This window comes from Paraburkholderia caffeinilytica (genome assembly GCF_051027425.1).
Taxonomy (GTDB): domain Bacteria; phylum Pseudomonadota; class Gammaproteobacteria; order Burkholderiales; family Burkholderiaceae; genus Paraburkholderia; species Paraburkholderia caffeinilytica_A.
Genome location: NZ_CP186552.1, coordinates 3,662,219 through 3,685,594, shown reverse-complemented (window position 1 = coordinate 3,685,594; position 23,376 = coordinate 3,662,219). Strand labels below are relative to the sequence as shown.

Annotated in this window: 17 protein-coding genes; 7 read left to right on the top strand and 10 right to left on the bottom strand. The window is 63.8% G+C overall.

The window, feature by feature from the left end; translation table 11 throughout:
- Positions 1-31 precede the first annotated feature (31 nt).
- Positions 32-3,634, bottom strand: a complete 3,603-nt coding sequence (locus ACOSV0_RS16280) for an efflux RND transporter permease subunit (protein WP_434107161.1) — start codon at positions 3,632-3,634, stop codon at positions 32-34.
- An 854-nt stretch (positions 3,635-4,488) separates the two neighbouring features.
- Here ACOSV0_RS16280 and ACOSV0_RS16275 point away from each other — a divergent pair.
- Complete coding sequence (locus tag ACOSV0_RS16275; RefSeq protein ID WP_434107160.1) at positions 4,489-5,052, top strand: glycine zipper family protein; 564 nt, start codon at positions 4,489-4,491, stop codon at positions 5,050-5,052.
- Between the two features lie 292 nt (positions 5,053-5,344).
- The gene (locus ACOSV0_RS16270; RefSeq protein ID WP_434107159.1) at positions 5,345-7,099 is read left to right on the top strand and encodes a PQQ-binding-like beta-propeller repeat protein; all 1,755 of its coding nucleotides are present in this window, start codon (positions 5,345-5,347) and stop codon (positions 7,097-7,099) included.
- A 268-nt stretch (positions 7,100-7,367) separates the two neighbouring features.
- On the opposite strand, the gene ACOSV0_RS16265 is transcribed toward ACOSV0_RS16270, so the two are convergent.
- Both ACOSV0_RS16265 and clpP read right to left on the bottom strand, forming a co-directional pair.
- Positions 7,368-8,798, bottom strand: coding sequence for an NYN domain-containing protein (locus ACOSV0_RS16265; RefSeq protein WP_434107158.1), 1,431 nt, complete (start codon positions 8,796-8,798; stop codon positions 7,368-7,370).
- Positions 8,799-9,145: 347 nt separating this feature from the next.
- Positions 9,146-9,793, bottom strand: coding sequence for an ATP-dependent Clp endopeptidase proteolytic subunit ClpP (gene clpP / locus ACOSV0_RS16260; protein WP_434107157.1), 648 nt, complete (start codon positions 9,791-9,793; stop codon positions 9,146-9,148).
- A gap of 388 nt (positions 9,794-10,181) precedes the next feature.
- Here clpP and ACOSV0_RS16255 point away from each other — a divergent pair, with 388 nt between their 5' ends.
- Complete coding sequence (locus ACOSV0_RS16255) at positions 10,182-11,168, top strand: sigma-70 family RNA polymerase sigma factor (RefSeq protein ID WP_434107156.1); 987 nt, start codon at positions 10,182-10,184, stop codon at positions 11,166-11,168.
- On the opposite strand, the gene ACOSV0_RS16250 is transcribed toward ACOSV0_RS16255, so the two are convergent.
- The 3 genes from ACOSV0_RS16250 to ACOSV0_RS16240 all read right to left on the bottom strand — a co-directional run bounded on the left by ACOSV0_RS16250 (position 11,124) and on the right by ACOSV0_RS16240 (position 15,834).
- A complete protein-coding gene (locus ACOSV0_RS16250; protein WP_434110315.1) occupies positions 11,124-12,398 on the bottom strand; it encodes an EAL domain-containing protein in 1,275 nt (424 codons plus the stop codon). The two genes, ACOSV0_RS16255 and ACOSV0_RS16250, sit on opposite strands and share 45 nt — an antisense overlap.
- Before the next feature lie 447 nt (positions 12,399-12,845).
- A complete protein-coding gene (gene mdtD, locus ACOSV0_RS16245) occupies positions 12,846-14,309 on the bottom strand; it encodes a multidrug transporter subunit MdtD (protein ID WP_434107155.1) in 1,464 nt (487 codons plus the stop codon).
- 97 nt (positions 14,310-14,406) lie between these two features.
- A complete protein-coding gene (locus tag ACOSV0_RS16240) occupies positions 14,407-15,834 on the bottom strand; it encodes a PLP-dependent aminotransferase family protein (RefSeq protein ID WP_434107154.1) in 1,428 nt (475 codons plus the stop codon).
- A gap of 204 nt (positions 15,835-16,038) precedes the next feature.
- On the opposite strand from ACOSV0_RS16240, the gene ACOSV0_RS16235 reads away from it, so the two are divergent.
- Positions 16,039-16,341: a DUF2917 domain-containing protein gene (locus tag ACOSV0_RS16235; RefSeq protein WP_434107153.1), complete on the top strand. Its 303-nt coding sequence runs from the start codon at positions 16,039-16,041 to the stop codon at positions 16,339-16,341.
- Between the two features lie 120 nt (positions 16,342-16,461).
- Here ACOSV0_RS16235 and ACOSV0_RS16230 read toward each other — a convergent pair whose 3' ends face one another.
- On the bottom strand, positions 16,462-17,700 hold the full coding sequence (locus ACOSV0_RS16230) for a citrate/2-methylcitrate synthase (protein WP_434107152.1): 1,239 nt from the start codon (positions 17,698-17,700) through the stop codon (positions 16,462-16,464).
- A gap of 125 nt (positions 17,701-17,825) precedes the next feature.
- Here ACOSV0_RS16230 and ACOSV0_RS16225 point away from each other — a divergent pair, with 125 nt between their 5' ends.
- The gene (locus ACOSV0_RS16225) at positions 17,826-19,217 is read left to right on the top strand and encodes a CoA transferase (protein ID WP_434110313.1); all 1,392 of its coding nucleotides are present in this window, start codon (positions 17,826-17,828) and stop codon (positions 19,215-19,217) included.
- 144 nt (positions 19,218-19,361) lie between these two features.
- Here the strand turns inward: ACOSV0_RS16225 and ACOSV0_RS16220 are convergent, their stop codons facing one another.
- Positions 19,362-20,108 (bottom strand): GntR family transcriptional regulator, encoded by a 747-nt coding sequence (locus ACOSV0_RS16220; RefSeq protein WP_434107151.1) that lies wholly within the window; start codon positions 20,106-20,108, stop codon positions 19,362-19,364.
- 200 nt (positions 20,109-20,308) lie between these two features.
- Here ACOSV0_RS16220 and ACOSV0_RS16215 point away from each other — a divergent pair, with 200 nt between their 5' ends.
- Positions 20,309-21,154, top strand: coding sequence for an aldo/keto reductase (locus ACOSV0_RS16215; protein ID WP_434107150.1), 846 nt, complete (start codon positions 20,309-20,311; stop codon positions 21,152-21,154).
- A gap of 82 nt (positions 21,155-21,236) precedes the next feature.
- Here the strand turns inward: ACOSV0_RS16215 and ACOSV0_RS16210 are convergent, their stop codons facing one another.
- Positions 21,237-21,719: a hypothetical protein gene (locus ACOSV0_RS16210; RefSeq protein ID WP_434107149.1), complete on the bottom strand. Its 483-nt coding sequence runs from the start codon at positions 21,717-21,719 to the stop codon at positions 21,237-21,239.
- 296 nt (positions 21,720-22,015) lie between these two features.
- Positions 22,016-22,612 (bottom strand): hypothetical protein, encoded by a 597-nt coding sequence (locus ACOSV0_RS16205; RefSeq protein ID WP_434107148.1) that lies wholly within the window; start codon positions 22,610-22,612, stop codon positions 22,016-22,018.
- A gap of 2 nt (positions 22,613-22,614) precedes the next feature.
- Between ACOSV0_RS16205 and ACOSV0_RS16200 the strand changes: the two genes are divergently transcribed.
- On the top strand, positions 22,615-22,866 hold the full coding sequence (locus ACOSV0_RS16200) for a hypothetical protein (protein ID WP_434107147.1): 252 nt from the start codon (positions 22,615-22,617) through the stop codon (positions 22,864-22,866).
- The last annotated feature ends 510 nt before the right edge of the window (positions 22,867-23,376 follow it).

Genomic DNA, 23,376 nt, shown 5'->3' with positions numbered 1-23,376 from the left:
GCGCGCGTGCGGCTTCGTCTGCGCGTCGACATTAGCCGTTTGCGTTGACGCGCGAACGGCCGCCAGCGGCACCCAGTTTCAAGCGCAAGCGGTCTACGTAGAGATAGATCACCGGCGTCGTGTAAAGCGTCAGCAACTGGCTCACGATCAAACCACCCACAATCGAAATGCCCAGCGGCCGGCGCAGATCCGCGCCTTCGCCGCTGCCGAGCGCCAGCGGCAGCGCGCCGAGCAGCGCTGCGCAGGTCGTCATCATGATCGGCCGGAAGCGCATCAGGCTCGCGCTGTAAATGGCGTCGCGCGAGGACATGCCTTCACGCGATGCCGCGATGGCAAAGTCCACCATCATGATGGCGTTCTTCTTCACGATGCCGATCAGCAGAATCACGCCGATCAATGCCATCACCGTGAACTCGACGTGGAAAAGCATCAGCGCGAGCAAGGCGCCGACGCCGGCCGAGGGCAGTGTCGACAGAATCGTCAACGGATGCGCATAGCTCTCATAAAGCATGCCGAGGACGATATACACCGCAGCCAATGCCGCGAGGATCAGCAACGGTTCGTCCCGCAGCGATTGCTGATAAGTCCGCGCCGTGCCCTCGAAACTGCCGTGAATCGAGGCCGGCATACCCAGTTCGGCCATGGCCCGGTCGATGGCCGCGACTGCGGTCGAGAGCGGCTCGCCGGGCGGCAGATTGAATGAGATCGTGGTGGCGACGAAGTTGCCCTGGTGGTTGACGCCGAGCGGCGTATGTCCCGGGCTGAAGCGCGCAAATGCGCTGAACGGGATCATCGTCTCCAGTGAGGTGCTGACCGACGCGCCCGCGGAGGCGCTCGAATGACCGCTTGCCGCGATCGAGTTGATCGCGAGGTTGCGTGCGGAATCGGCCGCGACCGTTGCCGCGCTCGTGCTCGCGATGCTCGCCATGCTGGATGTGGTGCTGGTGCCACCTGCGGACGATCCGATCGTCGCAAACGGCGTCGCGTTGACAGATGTTGTCGTTACCGTCGTGGCGTTCGTGTTGGCGCCTGCGCTGCTGGCTGCTGACGCATCGAGCACGCTTGCTGTGCTGCTGGCGGGTGTAACGGTCGACACAGGCGGTTGAGTGGGAATTGCCGTACCCCCGGCGCTCACCACCGGTCCCGCGCCGGTCGGCGGTATGGCGGGGTTCGACGAACCCCCTGTGCCCGCGTTCGCCGTACTCGCCAGTGTCACGGTGCCCGCCACCGCGTTGGTGGATTGCGTGCCGCTCGGACTGCCGGCGGAGGTGCTCACGTACAGGTCGTTCAGCGTCTGCGGCTGTTGCCAGTAACGTGGTGCGACTTCCATGACGACGTAGTACTGATTGAGCGGGTTGTAGATGGTCGAGACCAGCCGCTGGCCGTAAGCGTCATAGAGCGTGTTGTCGAGTTGAGCCGGCGTGACGCCGAGCCGCGCGGCAGTAGCCCGGTCGATGTCGATGTCGGCTTCGAGTCCGCCCTGTTGCTGATCGGAGTTGACGTCTTCCAGTTCGGGAAGGCCTTGCAGCGCCTGCGTCAGCCGCGGCGCCCATGCGTAGAGTTCCTGACTCGAATCGCCGAGCAAGGTGAACTGATACTGCGCATTGCTTTGCCGTCCGCCGACGCGAATATCCTGCACCGATTGAAGATAGAGCCGCCCGCCGGGCACGGCATTGAGTTGCGGACGCAGACGTGCAATCACTTCGTCCGCCGTTTTGTGGCGCTCGGACAATGGCTTGAGCGCGACATACACGGAACCGGTATTGGTCTGCCGTCCGCCGGTAAAGCCGACCACGCTGTCCACCGCCGGGTCGCCGCCGATGATCTTCATGATCTGCCTGAGCTTCGGCTCCATCGCCTGAAACGAGATGCTCTGATCGGCCTGAATGCCGCCGATCAGGCGACCGGTGTCCTCCTGCGGAAAAAAGCCTTTCGGGATCGCGATGTACAGGTAGACGTTCAGGCCGATCGTGGCGACGAGGATGACGAGCAACAACTGCGGATGGCGCAGCGACCACTCGAGCGAGCGTGCGTAGCCATCGTGCAGCGCTTGTAGCGGTCGGGTCAGAAAGTGGAGCCGGCCCTTGCGCTCGTTGCGATGGGTTTGATCGCCGCGAGCGCTATGGTTGGCATGATTGGCGGATGCATCTGCACGCGAGCGCAGCAGCCGCGAGCACATGACCGGCGTGGTAGTCAGCGACACCACCAGCGACACGGCGATCGCCAGCGACAACGTGATTGCAAACTCGCGAAACAGCCGTCCGACAATGCCGCTCATCAGCAGAATCGGAATGAACACGGCGATCAGCGAGATCGAAATCGACAGCACGGTGAAACCGACTTCGCGTGCGCCGACCAGGGCTGCCTGCATGCGCGGCACACCGTTTTCCATGTGACGCGAGATATTTTCCAGTACGACGATCGCATCGTCGACCACGAATCCCGTGGCGATGGTGAGGGCCATCAGCGACAGGTTATCGATCGAATAACCGAGCAGGTACATGAAGCTGAACGTGCCGATGATCGAGACCGGCACTGCAGCGGTCGGGATCAGCGCCGCGCGGCCGCTGCCGAGAAACACGAAGACCACCAGAATCACCAGGCCGACCGCGATCAGCAGGGTGGCTTCGGTGTCGTGCAGCGAGGTCCGGATGGTGGTCGAGCGATCGGAGGCTTCGAGCACGTCGACATCGGCAGGTAACGCGGGCTTCAGTTGCCTGATCAGCGCGCGCACGCTATCGACGGTGCGAAGAATATTGGCGCCCGGTTGCCGGTACAGCATGACCAGCACGGACGGCTGATTGTCTCGCGAGAGGCCGAGATTGCGCAGATCTTCGACGGAGTCGTCGATCTCGGCGACGTCGGACAGTTTGACGCCCGCGCCGTTACGGTACGCGATGATCAGATCCTTGTACTGATCGGCGGCGCGCGCCTGATCGTTGGCGTAGAGCTGGTAGCGCGCGCCTTCGCTTTCGATGGTGCCTTTCGGGCTGTTGGCATTGGCGGAGGCCAGCGCGGCACGCACGTCTTCGAGGCCGATGCCGTAGTGATAGAGCGCGTTGGGATTGAGTTCGACCCGCACGGCCGGATTGGCGGACCCGTTGACGTCGACTTCACCGATTCCGGGCAACTGCGAGAGCGCCTGGGAAAGGATGGTCGAAGCGAGATCGTAGAGCTTCGCGCGCGGCAAAGTGTGTGAGGTCAGCGCCAGGATCAGGATCGGGGCGTCGGCGGGATTGACCTTGTGATACGTAGGATTGCTTTTCAGACTGGACGGCAAGTCGGCGCGTGCCGCATTGATGGCGGCCTGGACGTCGCGCGCCGCGCCGTTGATGTCGCGGTCGAGGCCGAACTGCAAGGTGACGCGCGCTGCGCCGACCGAGCTTTGCGAGGTCATTTCGGTCACGTCGGCAATCTGCCCGAGATGCCGTTCCAATGGACTCGCCACGCTGTTGGCGACGGTCTCCGGGCTGGCGCCCGGCAGGCTCGCCTGCACGGAGATGGTGGGAAAGTCCACCTGAGGCAAGGGCGCGACCGGCAAGCGGACGAAAGCGAACACGCCGGCGAGCGCGAGGCCGAGCGAAAGCAGGGTGGTGGCGACGGGGCGGTCGATAAAGGGACGCGAAAGATTCATTAGCGATCGTCAGCGCTACAACAGGCGGGGGAGTATGACGATGCTAGGTAATGCGTTCGGTGGCCGGGTTACCTGCGTTTTTCGGGCAGTTACGCGGTAATGGAGGGGAAACAATTGTCAGGTCGGCGACCGCGGGGCCGGTTGCGGGTGCAAGCTTTGTCACAGTTGGTAACTGCGGCGCAGTTGGTGGAGCGTTGCATCGCGCCGGTTCGGACCTTGCGCGCGGGCGATCAAGGTTGCGTTGAAGCGGCCCCCGTCGTATCGGAATCCGCCGACATCTGCCGATGCCGATGACCGCGCCCACCGCTCGTGGGTGCAACCGAACTGGCCTGCGTGGGCGGCGGCGGGTGATTGATGTATTGGAAATTTTGCGCAATCGAAGCGCTCGGAAATGTCGTCGCCGAGGGCTCGAGCACGGTGCTCGGAAGCGTCGTATTCGACTGCGCGAAAACGGGCGATATGCAGCCGACAGAAGCTGCCACGGCGAAAACAAATCGATTCATCGAGTGATCCTCTGTTGCATTGACGGGTGCCGTCTGATGCAGGGGTGAGCGGGCGTGCAGCAGGGTCTCGGTATGACGCGGGGGAGCACTTCGGCAGGCAATCCGATCGCGTGGCCCTGAAGGCAACCAGTCTAGGCCGCGAAGCGTGAAATCAGATTGCCGTGCCGCTTACAAGCGTTACCCCATATAACGCGTGGGGCGGGCAATCCGGGTGCCATTTTTGTCCCGCGCGGGGCAGCGCGTGAGCCGCTGCGCAGATGTAAGCGAAAAACTTTCTGTAACGATCCTGTAACCAGGAGCGGTGCGGTTTGGCCTAACGTTTAAATTCCAATGTCTCTAAAACGTACCAACATGATCTCCAGCACCAAGTCGATAAGCATCGCCATACCGGCCGCCGTTGTCGCGCTCGCGCTCGCGCTTGGCGGTTGTGCGGTGATGCCGCCGAGCGGTCCGAGTGTGGTCGCGCTGCCGCGCAGCGGCGAACCGCTTGGGCAGTTCCAGCAGGACGACTACGCATGCCGCGACTACGCTAACCGCTCGACGGACCCGAACGCGGCCGCGCAGGCTGCGACCACAAATAGTGTGAACAGCGCGGCGATCGGCACGCTCGGCGGCGCCGCTGTCGGCGCACTGATCGGTGCGGCGGCGGGTAACGCCGGCGCGGGTGCGGCGATCGGTGCGGGCAGCGGGCTGTTGATCGGCGGCGCAAACGGCGCGAATGGCGCGCAGTATTCCGCCGCAGGTCTGCAAGCGCGTTACGACGCCGCTTACGCGCAGTGCATGACCTCGAAAGGCAATACGATTTCGCAGCCGCCGCAGCCGGCTTATTACGCGCCGCAGCCGTACTACTATGCGCCGCCGCCGCGGTATGTCGCGCCGCCCCCGGTGATCTACGCGCCGTACCCTTATTACTGAGCCTGACCGGCAGCCTCGCTTTGCCGGGACGAAGCGTTTGTGCCAGGTAGCAGGCAGGCTTATTGCAGTAAAGCTTTTGTCGTAACTGGCGGAAAGGCACGAAACGATGGCGGCATGCCGCCCGGCAAAGGGCGTACGTTTGGATCGAGGGTCAGAGACGCCGCTTGTCTGGCGGTTCAGCACTGCCCGCAAAATCCACTCCGCTCCTGCCGGCACGCGCGGTTTCTGACGCCGCGGTGCGACGTAGCCCGACGTACGGAGTTGGGTCCGACATCGTGCGAACGAGGCGACTATGCAGCGACCGCAAACCGGTACGTTCAAGCCGAGCGTGTGGTCCCATGTGTGCGCGTGGCTGGCGATTGCATTCGTCGTCGCCGGTTTTCTTTCTTGCGGCGGCGGCTCGGGTGGTGGCTCGACTACCGGCTCGACTACCGGCTCCGGTTCGGCGGCCGGCGGTGGCTCCACCAGCAGTGGCGGCACGAGTGGCACCGGCTCGACCGGCGGCTCGATGGGTTCGGGCAGCACGTCGACGGGCACAACGGCTTACGCTACCGACGTCCTGATGCATCACAACGATCTCGCCCGCACTGGTCAGATGCTTGCCGAGACGACGCTGACGCTCGCGAACGTCAATTCAACCAGCTTCGGCAAAGTTGCGTTTCTCGCCGCGGACGGCAAGGTCGATGCACAGCCGCTGTTCGTGACCAGTCTGCCGATCGGCGGAACGTCGCATGATGTGGTCTACGTCGCGACCGAACATGACAGCGTGTACGCCTACGACGCCACGACCTTCGCGCAATTGTGGAAGGTCTCGTTGACAGGCAGCGGCGAAACATCCAGCGACAACTTTAGTTGCCAGGACTTCACGCCGGAAATCGGTATTACGTCGACGCCGGTCATCGACCGCAATCGTGGCACGAACGGCGTTCTGTACGCCGTAGCAATGACCAAAGACAGCAGCGGCGCCTATCATCACCGCCTGCATGCGCTCGACCTGACCACCGGCGCGGAAGTGCTGGGCGGCCCGACCGAAATCGCCGCGACTTACCCGGGCAGCGGGGCGGGCAGCGTTAATGGTGTGATTACCTTTAATCCTTCGTCGCATACAGAGCGCGCAGCGCTCACGCTGGTCGGCGGCAACATATACATGGGCTGGACCTCACACTGCATGGCGGGCTCGTACACGGGCTGGCTGATGGCCTACAGCGCCGACACGCTGCAGCAGACCAGCGTGCTCAACATCACGCCGAACGGCAGCCAGGGTTCGATCTGGATGGCGGGTTCGGGAATGGCGTCGGACGGCACGTCGATTTATGTCGTGGACGGCAATGGTACGTTCGGCACCACGTTGAATGCACAGGGCTTTCCCGTCGACGGTGACTTCGGTAATTCGTTGATGAAGCTGTCGTCAGGAAATCTGCAGGTCACCGATTACTTTGCCATGGATAACGTCGTGGCCGAGGCAAATGCCGACAACGATTTCGGCTCGGGCGGCGTGATGCTGTTGCCGGACCAGACGACCACGAGCGGCGTCGTCAAACACCTGGCCGTGGCGGCGGGCAAGGACAACAACATCTATGTCGTCGATCGTGACTCGATGGGCAAATTCAGTTCGACAGCAAACAACATCTGGCAGGAGCTGAGCGGCACGCTCGCGGGTGGCATCTGGGGTTCGCCGGCTTACTACAACGGCGTGGTGTATTACGGCGGCTGGAACGATAACCTGAAGGCGCTGCCGGTCTCGGGCGCATTTCTCGCGGCTACCGCTTCGTCGAAGAGTTCAATCACCTTTGCCTATCCCGGCGCGACACCGGCCGTGTCGGCGAACGGCTCGGGCAACGGCATCGTCTGGGTCGCGGAAAACGGCACCACGGGCGCCCTGCATGCATACGACGCGAGCAATCTTGCGAACGAGCTGTACAACAGCAACCAGGCCGGCACGCGCGATCAATGGGGCGCGGGCAACAAGTTCATCACGCCGATGATCGCGCGCGGCAAGGTGTATGTAGGTGCGACGAATGGGGTGGCGGTGTTTGGCTTGTTGTGAGTGCTGTGCTGTTGCAGTTTCTGGCGCGGGCGTACATATACAGCGGTCACGGGATGACGTGAGCTGATATCGCTGATCGCGGAGCAGGCGTTGTTGAACGGTGGGGTGCGCTGATGCTATTGCGGTTTCAGTTTCAGCTCGATTGAAGCTCCGTGACGCGGAATTGGAAAAAGCCCCTGTTCATCACGAGCAGGGGCTTTTTGTTTGCAGCGGAGCTTGTACTGCGGCGCTCGCCTTGTTTTAGCACGCGGTACGCGATATGAGACGCTTACTCCGCGTCGCTCGTGGCGGCTGTCTTTCGCGGACGGCGATTGCGTGGGGCCGTTTTGCGCGCTGCCTTTTTGGCGGGCACGGGCGCTTTTTCTTCGGCGACAGATGCTACCGGTGCTTCAGCAGGTGCCGCGATTTCCGGTACCTCGTCGATCTTTCGCGGCGTTGTCTTCTTCGCTTTCTTCGCGGCTGTCTTGCGCGGTGCGCGTTCCTTGCGGCGCTTAGGTTGCGTACCGCTCGCCTCCGGTGTTTCTTCGACGGCTACCGCGACGGGTTCATCCGCAAAGGCCGCCGGTTCTGCCCAAGCCGCTTCCGGCTGTTCGAAAACGGGTTCGCTGGCTGATGGCGCGTGCGTGTGCACGGCTTCCGCTTTAGCCTGCGTGTGGCCGCCATGTTCGACTGCCGCGCGCTCTTCGTGTGCGGCTTCCTGCTGGCCACGACCGGACTTGCGATTGTTACGGCCTCTGCGTCGCGACTCCTGTTTGCCACCCGACCCGGTAACCACGGTTTCGGTAACCTGTGCCTCAACTATCTGTTCTGCCTGCTCGCCAGATTCGGCAGGCTCATTCACGTTTTCGGCGCTCACATTCGCGGTTGTCCCCCGATAAACGTATGCGCCTGACTTCTCGTCGCGGCCGAATTCGAGCAGCCCGCGTGCCTGGGCTTCTTCCAGCAGATTGCCGAATGCGCGAAAACCGTAGTACGTCTCGTTGAAATCCGGCTTGCGGCGCTTGATTGCGTTCTTCAGCACCGACGCCCAGATCTTGCCGCTGTCGCCACGTTCGGACGCGAGCGCGTCGAACGTTTGCACCGCGATTTCGACCGCTTTGGTGCGGCGTTTTTCGAGGTCTTCCTTGTTGCGCGACTTATCTTCGTCAGGCGCGCGTTTGGCCGTCTGCTGCGCGGCCTGTTGCGGGCGCGACGACTCGCGTTTGGCTACCGTGCGCTGACTTTCGCGCACGAGGTCGTCGTAAAAGAAGAATTCGTCGCAGTTTGCGATCAGCAGATCGGAGGTGGATTGCTGCACGCCGACGCCGATCACCTGCTTGTTGTTCTCGCGCAGCTTCGACACCAGCGGCGAGAAGTCCGAATCGCCGCTGATGATGACGAAGGTATTGACGTGCGATTTCGTGTAGCAGAGGTCGAGCGCGTCGACCACGAGCCGGATGTCGGCCGAATTCTTGCCTGATTGGCGCACGTGCGGAATTTCGATCAACTCGAAATTGGCCTCGTGCATCGGGCCTTTGAAACTCTTGTAGCGGTCCCAGTCGCAATACGCCTTCTTCACGACAATGCTGCCCTTGAGCAGCAGACGTTCGAGCACCAGCTTGATGTCGAACTTGTCGTACTTCGCGTCGCGCACACCGAGCGCAACGTTTTCGAAGTCGCAGAATAGCGCCATGCTGACGGTTTCGTTGGATGACGCCATGAATATCTCCATTGAAGCGATCGTCGAATTCGACGAATCGCGACCATGATAGCGATTCCTACGGAGGGGATCAGCTTTTGTGTTCCTGGCACGGCGATAGGGCGGGTAATAAGCCGTCTGGGGTGGGGACTTTTCGGGTGGCGCTTGGGGCGGGCGGTTTGCTCCTGTCAGAGGGAATAAATGGGCGCGCTTGGGCGTGCAAGCTCAGCGGCCTCAGCAAGGTGGCGGCTCAAGCATTCTGTATTTCCGAGCCGCGAGCGCTAGTTGCCGCCGGGGATACGGGCCGAGGACGAGGTATATCTTTACATCTGGTTTGTGTGAGCAGGGCGGCCGGTGCTCTTGCCACACTACATGTCATGGTGACGAGCCGGGTCGCCTAACGCCGCGCGTGTTTCCAGCACCTCGTCGACGAGGCCATACGTCTTGGCGTCGTGCGCCGACATGAAGTTGTCGCGGTCGGTGTCGCGGACGATCTCTTCGATGCTGCGCCCGGTGCACTCGGCCATCATCGCGTTGAGGCGTTGGCGCTGGTAGAGCACCTCTCTCGCCTGGATTTCGACGTCGGCAGCGGTGCCCTGGCTGCCGCCCGACGGCTGGTGAATCATGATGCGCGCGTTGGGCAGCGCGTACCGTTTGCCGCGCTGGCCGGCCGTCAGCAGGAATGTCCCCATGCTGGCGGCAAAGCCGGTGCACAAGGTCGACACTTCGGGCTTGATGAACTGCATCGTGTCGTAAATGGCGAGGCCGTCATACACTGAGCCGCCCGGCGAATTGATGTAAAAAGAAATATCCTTGTCGGGATTCTCGGATTCCAGGAACAGCAATTGGGCGACGATCAGACTGGCCGACTGTTCATTCACCGGACCGACCAGAAAAATGATCCGCTCGCGTAGCAGGCGCGAATAAATGTCATAAGCGCGCTCGCCGCGGCCTGACTGTTCGATGACGGTGGGCACAAGGCCCAGGCCGACGACAGAGGGATAGCTGGAATGCATGGTTGCCTCGTTTTAGGCTGTGTTCTGTGTTGGGGATAGCCCGGTTAGCCGGTGGCGGTGACCGGTTTGAACGACCACGCACCCATTGCGCGGCTTGTTGTCCGTATGACGAGGGGGCGGATGGCGATGTGACAGGAATATTTTTTCGTCAGGCTGTCACATCGGCGGGGAGCCGGGCGTCAAGCTGAAAAGGATGCAGATAGCAGCGCGCGCCCGGACAATGTCGCAGGCAGCAGGCAGCAGGCAGCAGGCAGCAGGCAGCAGGCAGCAGGCAGCAGGCAGCAGGCAGCAGGCAGCAGGCAGCAGGCAGCAGGCAGCAGGCAGCCAATCAGGCATTCGGCTCGCAAGGCGCCGCGCATTTCACCAAGCACGATCTGGAGGTCCAGGCATGACGGAACAAGGAATCGACAAGGCATCCAGCTTCGCGGCCGTGCGCGCCCGCCTGCTCGCGCTGGCGTACCGCATGCTCGGCAGCCGTGCCGAAGCGGAAGACGTGGTGCAGGACGTCTGGCTCAAATGGCATCTCGCCGATACGCATGAGGTGCAGACGCCGGCCGCCTGGCTCACCACGATCACCACGCGCGCGGCGATCGACCGGCTGCGTCATGTGCAGCGCGAACGCGCGTCGCAGGCCGCCGGCTGGTTACCGGAGCCCTGGCTCGACGAGGTGGCGCCATCGGCGGAGGAACTGGCCTTGCGCGCGGCGGAGATGTCGTACGGCGTGATGCTGCTGCTCGAGCGTCTGAAACCGGATGAGCGGGCGGCTTTCGTGCTGCACGAAGCTTTCGATTGCGACTACGCGGAAATTGCGAAGATCCTCGACCGTACGCCGGCCAGTTGCCGTCAGATCGTCCACCGGGCCAAGGCGCGTTTGCAGCGTGCGGGTGCGCCGCTGGAACGGCCCGATCCCGCCGCACATGCGCGGATTGTGGAGCGCTTGCGCACAGCGCTGGAGGCACAGGACCGGGTTGGTTTGCTGCGTCTCTTTAGCGACGCGCCCGAAGTGGTCAGCGACGTCGTCAGCGACGCACCGGTGTGCACACAAGAACTGGCGCCTGTGGCCTGGATGGAGACGGTGACCGCGCTCGCGCATCAGGCGAGCCATGCAGAGGTGGTGTCGGTCGAAGGCGCGAGGTGCATTGCATTGCTCTTCGAAGGCGAGGTTGTCGGGGTAATCGACGTGTCCACGCAAAGTCTTGCGGATGGTTCGGTGAAGATCGTCGCGTTGCGCGCCGTCACCAGCGCGGCGCGTTTGCAGGCAGCCAATCGCCTGCTGGGCCGCGCGGCCGTCATGAAGCTGCTCGCGCGAATCCAGCGGAACACCATTGCTTCAATTACGATGCGCAGCGACTTCCCAGTTGATGTCTACGCATAGCACCTGCGTGCCGTGCGGCGTATGCGCGGCGATCGAGGCGGTCACGCACAGGTGCGCTTCGTTGATCGACAGGTAGGGCGGCGTGAGGTGCACCTGGCCGGGCACACGCATTGCCTGAATGAAGTACGGCCGGCGTTCCCAGCTCGCGCCTTCCGAATGCAGCAGGGGCCGGAAGCGTTTGGCGCGTTGCGAAGCGCGTCCCGGCGGCAGTACGTTGTCGCCGATCTGCCGCCCCGAACCGTCGAGCACGAAGCAGCGTGCCGTTTCGCCGAGCATGAGCAGCGACGCAGTTGCCTGGGTCACGGATTCCCCGGCCACGAGTTGGGCCGCGGCCGTTTCCAGCGCCGTGACATACGGAGCGAGCCGTGCGGACTGGGCACGTTCGCGCGTCGCGACCCGTTCGCGTAGTGCCGCGGAGAGCGAGTCCATCAGGCCGGCCGCGGCTTGCGGTTTTACCGGCTCGACGCTCGGGCCTGCGAAGAATGCGCCTTGCACGAAGTCGACGTTGCATTCAAGCGCGATCAGCGCATCGCGTTCGGTGCTCAGGCCGCCCATCAGCACCAGTTGGCCGGATTCGTGGAGCAGCGAGACGAGGCCCGGCAGCACGCGTTCGATATGCGAGTGCTCGCTCGCTTGCGCGAGAATGCAGCGGTCGAGCGTGACGATGTCCGGACGCAGATTCCACACGCGGTCGATGTTCGAATGCTTGGCGCCAAAACCGTCCAGCGCGATCAGGAATCCGGATTTGCGCAACGCGTCGATGATATCGGCGAAGCGCGTGGTTTCACCGCCTGCCTGTTCGGACACTTCCAGCACCACTCGTTGCGGCGGCAGACCCAGCGCCTTGAGGCCGGCGAGCAGGGCGTCGCCGTAACTGGTGTCCATCAGCGCAGCCGGGTGCAGGCTTAGAAAGAGCCATTCGTCGTGGCTGTCGAACGCGTTGAAATTGCCCAGATGCAGCGATTCGGCTAGCCGCCCGAGCTCCAGCAGGTCGCCGCGCCGCGCCGCTTGCGTGAAAACCTCGTGCGACGGCACTTGCAGCGCATGTTCGTCGTGTGCGCGCAGTGAAGCGTGATAACCGATCGCGCGCCGGTGCGACACCGAGAAAACCGGCTGGAACACGCTGAAAACCGTGTAGCCGCCGTACAGAACGGTGCGCCGGGAGCCTTCGTCGCCGGCCATTGGGCGTGGCGGCTGGAAGCCGGGAGGATCGAGTTCGATCATGCTCATCATGTCAGTCGTGTGGAAGTGGCGGCGCGCCTGCATGCTCAGCACGAGTTCGCACGCACAAATCGTGAGTTTACAGGATAGTTGAGCAAGAACTATGCGCGAGCGGAAACACACGGTAAGCGCACGGTTGCCACGGTCAGTACGGCGATTGTGCGCCAGTGCGGTCGCGAAAGCGATGGTTCGCACTTCTGTGGTGCGGCCCGCGCCCCGTTGCGGGTCGGCGACAGGACGCGGCGGTTATCGCGAAATGGCGGCGAGCCGCGGCTGGGACTGCGGCGACGTCAAAGCGAGCCGCCGCCCGAGCTGTGGCGGTATCACGGCGAGCTAGCGTCTGAGCCGCGGCGACGTCACAGCGAGCCAGCACCTGAGCCGTGGCGACATTACAGCGAGTCACCGCCTGAACCACGGCGACATCACCGCGAGTCACGACCGCTCCCGGCCCAAAACTCAGGTCCGCTCCGAAGGATCGGTCTTTTTCGCGGGCGTGCGGATGTCCGGCGACAGCTGCGCGAAAATCCACGACGAGCCCGCGGTGATGATGCCCACGCACAGGAACGTCGCGTGGAATGCGGGCAGCGAGTTGGCAGCCGTCACGCGCGGCAGGAGACCGGTGAAGGTCGCGAGCAAGGCACCGGCCACCGTCACGCCGAGACTCATCGACAGCATCTGCACCAGCGAGAACAGGCTGTTGCCGCTGCTTGCGCCGCCGGTGCCGAGGTCCTTGAGCGTCAGCGTGTTCATCGCGGTGAACTGCATCGAGTTGACCGCGCCGAAGAACGCCAGTTGCACGAGCCGCAGCCACAGCGGCTGGCCGGCAGACGTGAGCGAGAAACTCGCCATGGTCAGGCCCACCAGCACCGTGTTGACGATCAGCACGCGCCGGTAGCTGTACTTGACGATCAGCGTCGTGACGAGCCGCTTGGCGGCCATGCCCGCGGCCGCTACCGGCAGCATCATCATGCCGGCTTCGAAGGCGCTATAGCCGAGACTCACCTGCAATAGCAGAGGGATCAGATACGGCATCGCGCCGCTGCCGATCCGCGCGAACAGATTGCCGAGCAGACCGACGCTGAACGTGTGGATCTTGAACAGATCGAGCGGGAAGATCGGCGCAGGCTCGCGCACGGCATGCAACCCATAGGCGACGAAGCAGGCGAGGCTCAGAATCAGCAGCACCAGCACGGTGGCGTGCTGGATGCCGAACTCGGTGCGGCCGTCGAGCGCGAAGGAAATCGCCACCATGCCGAAAATCAGCAGCAGATAGCCCTTCAGATCGAAGCTGCCGGTGTGCTCGTTGCGGCTGTCCGGCATAAAGATAAACGTGGCGATGCAACCCACGATCCCCACCGGCACATTGATCAGAAAGATCCAGTGCCACGAAGCGATTTTCACGAGCCAGCCGCCGAGCGTCGGGCCGATCAGCGGCCCGATCAGCCCCGGGATCGCCACGAACGACAAGGCCGGCAAATAGCGTTCCGCCGGGAAGGTGCGCAGCACCGCGAGCCGCCCGACCGGCAGCAGCATCGCCCCGCCCACACCTTGCACGACGCGGTAGATCACGAGCTGATTCAGGGTGTGCGCGTTGGCGCACAACAGCGAGCCGACCGCGAATACGAGGATCGCGCTGAAAAACACGCGCCGCGTGCCGAGTTTGTCGGCGAGCCAGCCTGACACCGGGATCATCACCGCCATCGTCAGCGAGTACGCGATCACCACCGATTGCATGCGCAACGGCAACTCGCCGAGGCTCGTCGCCATCGCGGGGAGCGCGGTGTTGACGATGGTCGAGTCGAGCGTCTGCATGAAGAAGCCGGTGGCGACGAGCCACAGCATCACCGTGAGCGAACGGGGCGAGGGGGCCGGCGCAGCACGGGCAGGGGCGGAGGCGGGCAGGGTCGGCGGCGTGGACATGGAAGGGCGATTGGGCGCGCAGGGACGGACGGGGACTCGCTATTCTAGGGAAAAGCGCCGCCCGGCGCAGTGGATAAGCACGAGGCGCGACGCCGAATCAAGCCGCTTTGGCCGAAGCCGGCAACGCCGCGGCAGCGTGAAAAAATGCCTGCGCGCGCGGTTCGTTGCCGAATGCCGCGTGAATCCTGATCCACGGGCTCGCTGCCGTGTTCGGCCGGAAATAGCTGCCGGGAATGACCGTCACGCCGAGCGGTGCGGCGCATGCCACGAACCGTTCGGAGTTGTCGACGTGCGGTACGCGTCCCCAGACGAACTTGCCGCCGACGGGTTTTTCGAACACCTCCCAGCCGGCGTCTTCGAGTGTCTGGATGGTCGAGCCGAGCGCGTCGCGCATGCGGCGGCGCAGCCGTTCCAGATACTTGCGGTACGCGCCGCGCTCCAGCAGCGACACGGCGACCGCCTCGGCAAACCGCGAACCGCCGATGCTCGTCAGCATCTTGATGTCGACCAGATCCTTGATGATCGCGTGGCTCGCCACCACGCAGCCAATACGCAGCGACGACGACAGCGTCTTCGACAGACCGCCCACGTAGATCACGTGTTCGAGCTGGTCGAGGGTCGCGAGACGATCCGTGAGGTCGCTCTGGAAGTCGGCGTAGATATCGTCTTCGATGATCTTGAAGCCGTGTTCGCGCGCCAGTTGCAGCAGCCGGAACGCGACCGGCGGCGCGACCGTGGTGCCGGTCGGATTGTGGAACACCGTGTTGATGAACATCAGTTTCGGCCGGTGCAGTTGCAACTGCGCCTGCAACACCTCGAGATCGGGACCGCTGCGGGTGCGCGGAATGCCGATCAGTTTCACGCCGTGCAGCTTCAGCAGACCGTACAGGTTGTAGTAGCCGGGGTCTTCGACGAACACCGTGTCGCCGGCTTTGAGCATGTAGCGCATCAGCAGATCGAGCGCCTGGCTTGCGCCGTTGGTGATCAGAATCTGCGAGGCGTCCGCCTGAATCCCCAACTGGCCGATGCGGCTTTGCAGATGTTCGCGCAAGGTCAGATTGCCGAGCGGGGTCGCATAGTCGACCATGCTGGCGGTGTCGGTGCGCGACACGTGGCGGATTGCTTGCGCGAGGCTGTCCATGTCGCGCCATGCGTCGGGAATGAAGCCGCTGCAGAGCTTGAGCGTTTCGCCCGGGTGGTTGAACTGCTGCAGAAGGTGTCCTGATTCGTCCTCGGCGCGGCGCGGGTCCGAGGTGCCCTGGCACTGCGCGCTGGCCGGCTGACGGTCCGAGACATAGAAGCCCGAGCCGTGGCGCGAGTCGACATAGCCGAGCGACACCAGCCGGTCATAAGCCTCGATCACGGGGAAACGGCTTACGTCATAGTCGGCGGCGAACTGACGGATCGACGGCAGCTTGGCGCCCGGGTGAACCGTGCGCGACCGGATCCAGGCGGTGACGCTTGTGACGATCTGCTCGGTAAGCGGCACGCCGCTATCGCGATCGAGTTGAATGTCGAGTTTCATGCGGTTCTTTCCTCCAACGGAAACCCGGCGCGCCGGACCGCCTCGACGGCGCGCGCCGCACGCTCTCCTGACGCGTGTTTACCCCAACTGTCCGGTTTTTCGACTGAACAGTTCCGATAAAAGTGTTCGGAACTGTGCATGGGTATTGGATGATCGCACGTCAATAATCTCTACAACAGGAAAGTTCTTTGAAGGAGAAAAGCGATGCGTGAAGTCCGTATTTTCGAAATGGAACGTGACGAGCCCGCGGCGGCCTGGCGTGTCGCGCGTCCGTCGGTCTTCAAGGTGATCTCGGGTGAGATCTGGCTGACCGTCGAAGGCGACAACGCGGATCACTGGCTGGCAACGGGGCAATCAACCGAATTGCCGCGCGGTACCGTGGCGTGGGTCAGTGCCGGGAAGACTGGTGCGCGTTTCGCGCTGGCTAGCGGATCGGAGCGTGCGGTTACCCGGCCGCCGCGCATGCCGGGGTTGAACTGGCTGCCGCGCTGGTTGGGCGTGGCGTGACGGGGAAGCTGCGGCAGTCGCTGTCGACCGCAGCAACCGCAGCAACCGTGGCAACCCCGCAGCAACCGGCGCAGGCACGAGTGCGATCGTACCTGCTTTGAGGCCGGGCAACGCCGCGCCTCAGCCGGCCGCCTCGTAGTCCCCAATATAGCGCGCGCGTGGCCGGATCAACCGGCCGTCGCGCGTCTGTTCCATTGCATGGGCGATCCAGCCGACCACCCGGCCGACCGCGAACAGCGTGAATGCCGCGCCGGCCGGCAGGCCGAGTACCCGTTCGATGCCCGCGAGGGCAAAATCGACGTTCGGCTCCGCGCCGGTCGTGTCGCGCACCGCGCGCGCGAGCGCCTGCACTTCGCCTAGCGGCGAGCGGGCGGGCGCGCAATCGTCGAGCATTTCCAGCAACAGACGCGCGCGCGGGTCGCCTTGCGGATAGAGCTGATGGCCGAAGCCCGACAGCACCGGCCCATGCGTGCCGTGCTCATGGCGCGCGAGCCGATTCGCCAAATAGCGATCGAGATCGGGAGCGCGCGATGCTTCGTCAAGAAGCGCGGTGATCCGCACCGTCTCGCCACCGTGCCGCGGCCCGGCCAGCGCGGCCAGACCACCCGCCACGGCGCCGAACAGATGCGTTCCCGTCGACGTGATACAGCGAACCGTGAAGGTCGATGCATTCAGTTCATGATCTGCGCACGCCACCAGCGCCGCGCGCAGCAGCCCGGCCTGCTGACGGTTGCGCACGTTCCACGCTGAAGCCAACTGTTTGTGCAACGGTTCGTTCGACGGCGCCGCCGAGATCATGGCGGCAGCCAGCAAGCGCATGACCGCGCAGGCGGTATCGAGTTGCGCGTCGCGGCCGAGCGCCCAGACCCGCGGCATTTGCGCCGCGGCGGCCGGCAGCAGCACGAGCGCGCGGTCGAGCGGCGTGCTGTCGCTCCAGAGCTTGAGCCAGGCCGCCCACTGAGCGGCGGCGAACGGCACTGCCGGGGCCTCGGCGATACGCCGCGCGCTGCATTCCCACAACAACGCCGCGACATCTTCCAGTGATGCTGTGCGGGCCAGTTCCGTGGCGTCATGCCCGCGATAGAGCAAGCGGCCATCGGATACCAGCGTGATCGACGATTCGAGCACCGGCACGCCCCAGTCCAGCACCTTCTGCGCAACCTTGCCGGCGCGCTTGCCGTCTTCCTTGCGCCGCGCGAGTCGCCGCACTTCGCCGGCGTCGTAGAGGCGATGCTTGCCCTGCGCATCCGGCGACGAACTCAGCATGCCGCGGCTAACATACGCATACAGGGTGGACAGGCTGATGCCGAGTGCGGCAGCGGCTTCGGCAGCGGTCAGGGCAGGCGAGGAGGACGGCATGGAAATTCGTAGAAACCGAAAAAATCAATATATATTGATTATCATAATCAAGATTGATTGCTGCAAGGCGGAATTCTAGACTCGGTTCACTTTCCTTCCGTTCCGAGATGAACGACATGAACCCCATGACGCCTGAACTCGCTCTCAAACATATCTGGACCCCCGCGGAATGCGACCCGACTGCGCTGAGGTCGGTTTCGCTCGCGGGTACCGATCCGGGCTTGCCGTCGGTCTACCGGGTCGGCGCGTTGGCCTCGGCGACCATCGCCGCGACCGGCCTTGCGGCTGCCGAATACCATCGCTTGCGCACAGGGCATCGGCAACATGTCACGGTGGAGATGCGGCGCGCGCTGGCCTCGTTTCGCAGCGAGCGCTACCTGCGCATCGACGAGGGTCCGCCGCCCGCCTTGCGCGATCCGGTGATGGGTTTCTACGCGACGCGCGACAACCGCTGGATTCAACTGCACACCAACTTTCCGCATCATCTCGCCGGGGTGTTGAAGGTGCTCGATTGCGCCAACGATCGCGCGGCGGTGGCCGAGGCGATTCGCGGCTGGGATGGCAGCGCGCTCGACCAGACGCTTGCCGACGCCGGTTTGTGCGCCGCCTTGATTCGTACGCCCGACGAGTGGGCTGCGCTCGATCAGGCGAAAGCGATTGCGCGGCTGCCTCTGTTCGAGATCGAGCGCATTGGCGACGCACCCGCCGAACCACCACAGCGCGGCGGCGCGGAGCGGCCGCTCGCGGGCGTGCGGGTGCTGGATTTGTCGCGCATCATTGCCGGGCCGGTGGCCGGGCGAGCGCTCGCGCAGCATGGCGCCGAGGTGTTGATGGTCAACGGCCCGCATTTGCCGAACATCGCGCCGCTGGTGATCGACAACGGGCGCGGCAAGCGCTCGGCGGTTGTCGATTTGCGCGACGCCGCCGGGCGGGAAACCTTACGCGGCCTGGCCAGTGGCGCCGATGTATTTTTGCAGGCATATCGGCCGGGAGCGCTGACGGCACGCGGATTTGGTCCCGCGGAACTGGCACAGGTGCGCCCGGGGATCGTCTATGTCTCGGTTTGCGCTTATGGGCACACGGGACCTTGGGCCGGGCGGCGCGGCTTCGATAGCCTCGTGCAGTCGGCAAGTGGAATTGCTTTTACTGAGCGCGAGGCAGCGGGATGGGATGAGCCGAAGCATTTACCGTGTCAGGCTTTGGATCATGCTACAGGGTATCTGGCCGCTTTCGGCGCGATGGCCGCATTGGCGCGGCGAGCTACCGAAGGTGGGAGTTGGCACGTGAGGGTGTCGCTCGCGCAGACCGGGCGGTGGTTGCAGTCGTTTGGATTGCTTGCCGACGGCTGGAAGGCACCCGACGTTTCCATCGACGACGTGCGGGATTGTCTTGCGACGGTTCAATCCGAGTTCGGGCGTGTTCTCGGAGTTCTGCCGGCCGAGCGTCTGGATGAGACACCTGCTTATTTTGAGTTGCCGCCGACCCGGATCGGGGCGCACGAGGCGAAATGGCTGTGAAGGTATTGATGGCCGCGGCGGTGGTGCCAGCAGTAGGCTCACCGCACCGTATGAGCCTCTGCCACAGGTCTTGTCTGCCCAGGATTTGCCGCAGACACGCCCCTGAAGCGTCGCGCAGAACAAGAAACCTGCGCGAGCAGAAAACTACTTCCTCAACTCCGCCACAAAATCATAGTAATCGTTCCGGCAGTAGGTGTCGGTCAGCTCGATCGCCCGCTGATCCGCCGTATATCCGACGCGAGTGATCAGCAGCAGCGCGTCGTTCGGGGCAATGCTCATCTGCTGCGCGATCTCGTCGCTCGCGTTCACCGCGCGAAAATGCTGCAGCGCGCGCACAATCGTCAGTCCGCGATGTTCCAGGTACGTGTACAAGGAATCGCCAATTGCCTGAGGATCGGGAATCACCGCGGCAGGGAAGGTGGAATTCTCCACGGCCATCACGATGCCGTCGGCGAGGCGCAGACGGCGCAGCCGGGTCACCGCCGCCGCCGGCGACAAACCCAGTTGAATCACCTCATCGCGATTAGCCGGCGAAATTTCCCGCGACAACCACTTCGAACTCGGCGTAAAACCGCGTCGCCGCAGCATTTCGCTGAAGCTCGACAGACGCGACAGCGGATCTTCATAGCGCGGCGTGATGAAGCTGCCCGCGCCCTGGGTGCGGCGGATCAATCCCTGTTCGACCAGCAGGGCAATGGCTTTGCGCGAGGTGATCCGCGATACGCCGAGCGCTTCGGACAGCACGCGCTCAGAAGGCAGCGCCTCGCCCGCGTTCCAACGGTTTTCGTGAATCGCAGTGCCGAGCTTGCGAGCGAGTTGCAGGTATAGCGGCGTGTCGTTTTCCGGGTCCGGGCGCAGATCGCGCCAGCGGTCTTCCGAGGCAGAGGTCATGGGGCTCACGCAAGAAGGGCAAGCGGCAATTCTAAGACATCGGCGCGCTCTGTTATAGCGGGCTTTTGCCGGATGGCCGATCCGGCGCCCGCGCAACCGCTAAACTCGTCCCATGATTTCCATCGCCTGCGCCGTCACATCGACGTAAGCGCATGCTCAGACGCGCATTTCAATCCGTTTAGCCACTTCGAGGACAAAGCATGACGACCGATATCGCGAGCGTGAGCCTGCCCGACGGCGAGCGCATTCCGAAACTGGGGCAGGGCACCTGGGAAATGGGCGAACAACCGGCGCGCCGCGCCTCGGAAATCGCCGCGCTGCGCTGCGGCATCGAACTGGGCATGACGCTGATCGACACGGCGGAAATGTACGGCGACGGCGCGACGGAATCGCTTGTGGGCGAAGCGCTGGCCGGGCTGCGCGATGAGGTTTTTCTCGTCAGCAAGGTCTATCCGCATAACGCCAGCCGGCGCGGCGTGATCGCGGCCTGCGAGCACAGCCTCAAGCGCCTGAAAACGGATCGGCTCGATCTGTATCTGCTGCACTGGCGTGGTTCGGTGCCGCTCGCGGAAACCGTGCAGGCATTCGAGGCATTACGCAGCGCGGGCAAGATTCGCCACTGGGGCGTCAGCAACTTCGATACCGACGATATGGAAGAGCTCGTCGCCACGCCGGGTGGCGAGGCATGCGTGACCAATCAGATTCTCTACAACGTCGCGCGCCGTGGGCCGGAATTCGATCTGCTGCCGTGGCTTGCCGCGCGCAATATGCCGGCGATGGCATACAGTCCGGTCGACCACGCGCGCTTGCCGAAGCGCTCGCCGCTCGACGACATTGCCGATGCACGCGGCATTTCGGTGTTTCAGGTGGCGCTGGCGTGGGTGTTGCAAAAGCCCGGCGTGTTCGCGATTCCGAAAGCGGGCCGCGTCGAGCATGTGCGCGACAACCACCGGGCGTCGCAACTGGAACTCGGCGCGCATGAACTTGCTGCCATCGATACTTATTTCAAACCGCCACGCGGCAAGCGGCCACTCGAAATGTTGTAAGCGCAGCGGCGGCCGTTAGCGAATTGCAGCGGGCCCTGCAGTCGACGCATTTACGCCGTTGCGGCGCGCCGCGCCGACGTTGTTAACTGCAACCGTGATGCATGTGCACGGAACCCAGAACGGCGACTTCAGCGGGCGTGTGCTTGAGCGAATCTTCGTCGACCTGGGCAGCGTCGGCGACGAATTCGTCGACGATCGACGACACCTGCGTATTACGCAAACACAGCGAGACCCGCTGTGTTTCATTAGGCGGCAGCGACGCGCGCTGGCCGAGGAACAACACACCGTACTGATAGCCGTGGATGATGCCGCGGATCGCGCCGACGCATTGACCTTGCGCGACGTTGTTGTTTTTCTGTTTGCAGGTCTGCGCGAGTGAATAGGCAGAGAAGGTGGGGTCGACCGGCGGGGCGGCTTGCGACAATGTCGGTTGCTCCTGCTGGGCCGATGTAGCCGGTGTTTGCGCCGGTGTTTGCGCATGAGCGAGCGATGCGAGGCCCAGAGCGGTGACCGTCAGCAGAGCAGCGGCCGTGCGCGCCATGGCGTGGGGGACGTTTCGTTGCATGTTGTGATGCCCTCATATCGAACGTTGATATCTGATATGAGGCAATCGCTTCGGTTTGGTTCCGGTTATGCACGACGTAATCAATCGTTCTGGTTTTAAACGTGTGCAAGCGTTGCCTGTGAGCTGTTCGTGGCGGCGCGTGTTGTTTTGCCGGAGCGCCTGCAGGTGCTGACTGCACTGACCGGCCTCGGGCGGTGACGCTCGACCGGGGGATCGAGACATCACCGCCGTTGCCGGGGGACTGCGAACGGGATACAGAAGTATGTCGTTAGCGACGGGTAGGGCGCGGGGGCCCCCTACCCGGGAAGCAGGCGACTGCTAGTGCCCGTTTCCTCCGCCATTGCCACCACCATTGCCGCCGCCACCCTTGCCTCCGTGACCGCCGCCGGGGCCTCCGCCAAAGCCGCCGCCGAACCCGCCACCGAAGCCTCCGCCAAAACCACCACCGGGGCCGCCTTTTCCACCGCCGAACCCGCCGCCGGGGCCGCCACCGCAACCGCAACCGCCGCTCCCGCTGCTGCCTCCGCCGCTGCTTCCGCCACCGCTGCTGCTACCACCGCCGCTGCTACCACCACCGCTGCTTCCGCCACCGCTGCTACCACCGCCGCTGCTACCACCGCCGCTGCTTCCGCCACCGCTGCTACCGCCACCGCTGCTACCGCCACCGCTGCTACCGCCACCGCTGCTACCGCCACCGCTGCTTCCACCACCGCTGCTTCCACCACCGCTACTACCACCACCGCTGCTACCACCACCGCTGCTACCACCGCCGCTGCTGCCACCGCCGCTGCTACCGCCGCCGCTGCTACCGCCACCGCTGCTACCACCGCCGCTGCTACCACTACCCCTGCCGCCGCCACCCGAGCTTGCTGCACCACCTGCGCCGCCGACACCGTTGCCGCTCGAACCGCCGCTACTGCTGCCCGCGCTCGCCGCGCCGTTGCCGTTACCGCCGCTGTGCCGCGCGCAGCCCCCCACGCTAGTCGTTGTGCAGTCGCGCGGACTGAACACCAGGGCCGCGTCATCGGCAGCGGTCGGTTCGTCGGGTGCGGTGCCGGTGGCCACTGCGCCTGCCGCCGAACTGTCGTCCTGCGCGAGTTGCGTCACGTTGTGCGCGCTGCTCGCGGGCAATGCCGCGTCGGCATGAAAGATCCACTTGGGGATCGCATCTGTCGACGCCGAGTACGCGACCTGGGTAACCAGCAAGGTCACGCCTGCCACGATTGCCGCACTTCGTATTACCCCGAAGTAGTACTGATTGAATTTTCTGGTTTTCATCACGTCTCTCCCGAGGGAGTGCCGGCACCTCGTTGCCGCCATTTCCCACGCTGATTCACCGACGACGGGCCCGTCTGAATGTGAGCCTCGTCGTCCCCCCGAGTCTGGTTTGCGAATGCAAGTCAAACACCACTACTGTCTTCCCGGCTCCGTAGCCGGTGCGCTGACAAGCGCTTGCATGCGCATCAGCCGATACCGTCCAGGCGCGCTTCGTCACGGATCGCTGTTTGCCACGGCGATTCGCACAAGCGGCGCTTCTGGCTTTCTCCCAATCTGTCTGGCTTCGAATGTATGGACCGTACTTAGCGATATCCATGCCATTGCCCGCAAAGCCTTGCAGTGCAGGGTATCGAATAGGGGTGTGCGATGCGCGCGAGGG